Annotated in this window: 2 protein-coding genes and 1 tRNA gene; 1 reads left to right on the forward strand and 2 read right to left on the reverse strand. The window is 74.2% G+C overall.

Going from position 1 to position 3,419, the window contains the following annotated elements; translation table 11 throughout:
• Nucleotides 1-1,047: YfjP family GTPase (locus VIU94_RS06595; RefSeq protein ID WP_414720899.1), on the reverse strand; the 1,047-nt coding region annotated here is incomplete at its 3' end.
• Nucleotides 1,048-1,256: 209 nt separating this feature from the next.
• Entirely contained in the window at nt 1,257-2,864 is a 1,608-nt protein-coding gene (locus tag VIU94_RS06600) for a dynamin family protein (RefSeq protein WP_331908537.1), read from the reverse strand.
• A 326-nt stretch (nt 2,865-3,190) separates the two neighbouring features.
• On the opposite strand from VIU94_RS06600, the gene VIU94_RS06605 reads away from it, so the two are divergent.
• Nucleotides 3,191-3,263 (forward strand) — tRNA-Arg (locus VIU94_RS06605).
• The last annotated feature ends 156 nt before the right edge of the window (nt 3,264-3,419 follow it).

The raw sequence follows: 3,419 nt of genomic DNA on the forward strand, positions 1-3,419 counted from the left end.
CGTGCCCTCGTACCAGCGCCACAGCCGCAGCCAGGGCGTCCCGCACGCCCGCCCGGCGTTCCTGCGCCACTCGCGCTCCGCCGTCTCACCGGCGGCCTTCGCACCGATCGCCTCGGCGAGCCGGGCGGCGAAGTCCTCGCGGGAGCGTTCGCTCAGTCCGGTCCTGCCGTCGGCCACGTACACCGCACGCAGTTTGGCCGCGGCGGCCTCCACATCGGCGGACAGGCGCCGCGCCGGGGCAGTGCGCTCCTGTACGAACGTCCCGATCATCTCCCGCAGTTCCCCGACGCCTTCGCCGGTCAGCGCGGAGACCGGGAGCACGGTTGCGCCGGGTTCGCCGTGTTCGCCGAGCGCCATACCGTCCTCGTCCAGGAGGCGGCGCAGATCGTCGAGCACCTGGTCGGCGGCCTCGCCCGGCAGCCGGTCCACCTGGTTGAGCACCACGAAGGTGATCTCCGCATGCCCGGCGAGCGGCCGCAGATACCGCTCGTGCAGGGCTGCGTCCGCGTATTTCTCCGGGTCGACGACCCAGATCACCGCGTCCACCAGTGCCAGCACCCGGTCCACCTGCTCCCGGTGGCGGACCAGTGCCGAGTCGTGGTCGGGCAGGTCGACGAGCACCAGCCCGGACAGCTCCTCGGCGCCGCCCGCGAGGGGTCTGCGCCGCAGCCGGGGCGGAATGGCGAGCCGGTCGAGCAGCCCGGCGGCCCCCTCGGACCAGCTGAGCGCGATCGGCGCGGAGGTCGTCGGCCGGCGCAGCCCGGTCTCTGAGACGGGCACCCCCGCGAGGGCGTTGAACAGCGTCGACTTGCCGCTGCCGGTGGCCCCGGCGATGGCGACGACGGTGTGCCGGGACGACAGCCGCTGGCGGGCGGTGGCCTCGTCCAGCACCCGCCCGGCCTCGGCCAGTGTGTCCGTCTCCAGGCGGGCCCGGGAGAGGCCGACCAGCTCGTGCAGGGCGTCCAGGCGGACCCGCAGGCCGCCGCCGTACGCGCCGCCGACGGGCAGATGCGGATCGCGGCGCTCGCCGTCCTCGGGAGCGTCCACGGCGACGTCCGCCAACGCGTTTACGGCGCCGTCCCCCACCGCGTCCACCGCGGCATCGACCAAGGCGTCCACGGCATCCACGGCGCCCGCGGCGTCGCCGCCGGCCGGATCGCCTGCCCCGCCCCCGCGCGCGGAACCGTCCTCGCCCGGCCTCGGCCGGTCCGCCCGCCGCGCAATCAGTCCGTCGTCCCAGCGGTCGTCCACCGTGCTCACCGGCTCACCTTCTCCTTCTTCAGTACGGACAGCGCGGCGATCAGCGCGGCCTGCGGCTCCGGGGTCACGTCGAGGGCGTCGAGGGGGGCGAGGCGGCGGTCTCGTTCGGTGTGCAGGACCCGGTCGAGGTACTCGGCGACCAGCTCGCCGCCCCGGTCGCGGAGCCGCAACGCGCCCTGTGCACCGAGGAGTTCGGCGAGCCGGTCGCCCGCGCTGCGGGTGCGCCGGCCGCCGAGCAGAGCGGCGGCGAGCAGCGCGGCGACGGTCTCGGCGTCGGGGGCGGAGCTGCGTTCGAGGCCGCGCAGCTCCTCCTCGGCGAGCTCCTCCAGTTCGCGCCGCCAGCGCCGTACGGCGATGCCGATGCGCTCGCCGGACTCGCGGTCCACCGCGCCGCGGCCGCCGATCGCGCCGGCCGCGGGCTCGCGCCGCCAGGCGTCCCGGACCCGTTCGTCGGCGGCGGCGACCGCGCACTGGAACAGCGCGCCGAGCGATTCGGCGAGGGAGTCGAGGAGTTCCTCGGCGGAGCTGTCGCGGGGGTAGCCGCGCCAGCGGGTGCGGGCGTCGCCGGCGAGCACGGCCCCGCGGGCCAGCCGCTCGCGCACCCGCTCGCCCTGGTCCTCGTACGCGGCCTCGACGGCGCCGCCGAGCCGGACGGCGGCGGCGTACTGGGCGGCGACGGCCGCGGCGAGTTCGGGCATGCGGGTGTCGAGGGAGTCGATGACGCCGGCGGCGGTGCGGCCGACGGCCTGCTGGCGGGCGGCGGGGTCCTGGGCGCGGTGCGCGAGCCAGCCGCGCAGCGGGGCGACGGCGGTGTCGGGGAGCAGTCCGGTGCCGCCGCCGGCGGACTCGGGGAGTTCGGGGATGGTGAACCGGGGCACCTCGCCGAGCCCGGCCTTGACCAGGAGCGCCTCGTACTGCCGGGAGACCTCGCCGATGACCTGGTGCGGGACGCGGTCGAGGACGGTGACGAGGGTGGCGTCGTACTCCTTGGCGGTGCGGAGCAGGTGCCAGGGGACGGCGTCGGCGTACCGGGAGGCGGTGGTGACCATGACCCAGACGTCGGCGGCGCAGATCAACTCGGCGGCGAGGACGCGGTTCTCGACGACGAGCGAGTCGATGTCGGGGGCGTCGAGGAGGGCGAGGCCGCGGGGCAGCGAGGAGGCGGTCTCGACGCGCAGCACGTCGTCGTCGGCGGTCTCCTCCGCGCTGTGGTCGGCGAAGTCGTCGGCACGCTGCGGCAGCCAGACCCGGGTGAGCTGCGGCAGCACGCGCATGCCGGCGAACCAGTGGTGGTCGTCGGGGTGGCAGACGAGGACGGGCGTGCGGGTGGTGGGCCGGAGCACCCCGGCCTCGCTGACGCGGCGTCCCACAAGGGAGTTGACGAGCGTGGACTTGCCGGCTCCGGTGGAGCCGCCGACGACGGCGAGAAGGGGGGCGTCGGGATCTTTGAGCCGAGGCACCAGATAGTCGTCGAGCTGAGCGAGGAGCTCGGCTCGGGTCTGCCTGGCCCGTGGCGCACCGGGAAGGGGGAGGGGAAGACGCACAGCGGCGACTCGGTCGCGCAGCGCGGAGAGTGCGTCGATCAGCTGAGGCCGTTCTTCCATGGTCACCACATGCGAAGAATGCCCAATTTTGGAGCCTTTTTGAAGCGTATAGCGCCCCCTGCGCGCCGATATCGCGGAGCGGCGGACGAAAGGAACGGGAGGGACGAGCGGGCCTCAGGCATAACGAGTGCACAACACCCGAGCCGAGAGGCGCGAAAAGCGCTGCACGAATCGCACCTGCCTGCGATTATCGTTCCGCTTCACCGAACCTCCACATCGTGCCACGGAGGTGAAGCAACCGGGCCAAGGGGATCTGAGCCCTATCCTTGACCCCGGCACGGCCACGGGCGTCCCACCGGGACACCCCGGCCACCAGGCCACCACCGGCCCCCGTAGCTCAGTGGATAGAGCAGGTGCCTTCTAAGCACTTGGCCGCAGGTTCGAGTCCTGCCGGGGGCGCAGGATCGGGACCCTCCTTCGGGAGGGTCCTTTTTGCTGGTCAGGGGTGGTTTCCGGTCCGCCTGTGACGCGCCGGGCTCCCGTGTCTGCCGCGCACCTGCTGACGCCGGCCCCGGAGCGACGGAGGGACACGTACCGCGAGGCGCCGGTGAGGCG

This window comes from Streptomyces sp. (assembly GCF_036566765.1).
Lineage (GTDB): Bacteria > Actinomycetota > Actinomycetes > Streptomycetales > Streptomycetaceae > Streptomyces.

Coding starts and splice junctions, on each gene's coding strand:
- VIU94_RS06600 (WP_331908537.1), bottom strand. CDS start 2,864: ATGGAAGAACGGCCTCAGCTGATCGACGCACTCTCCGCGCTGCGCGAC.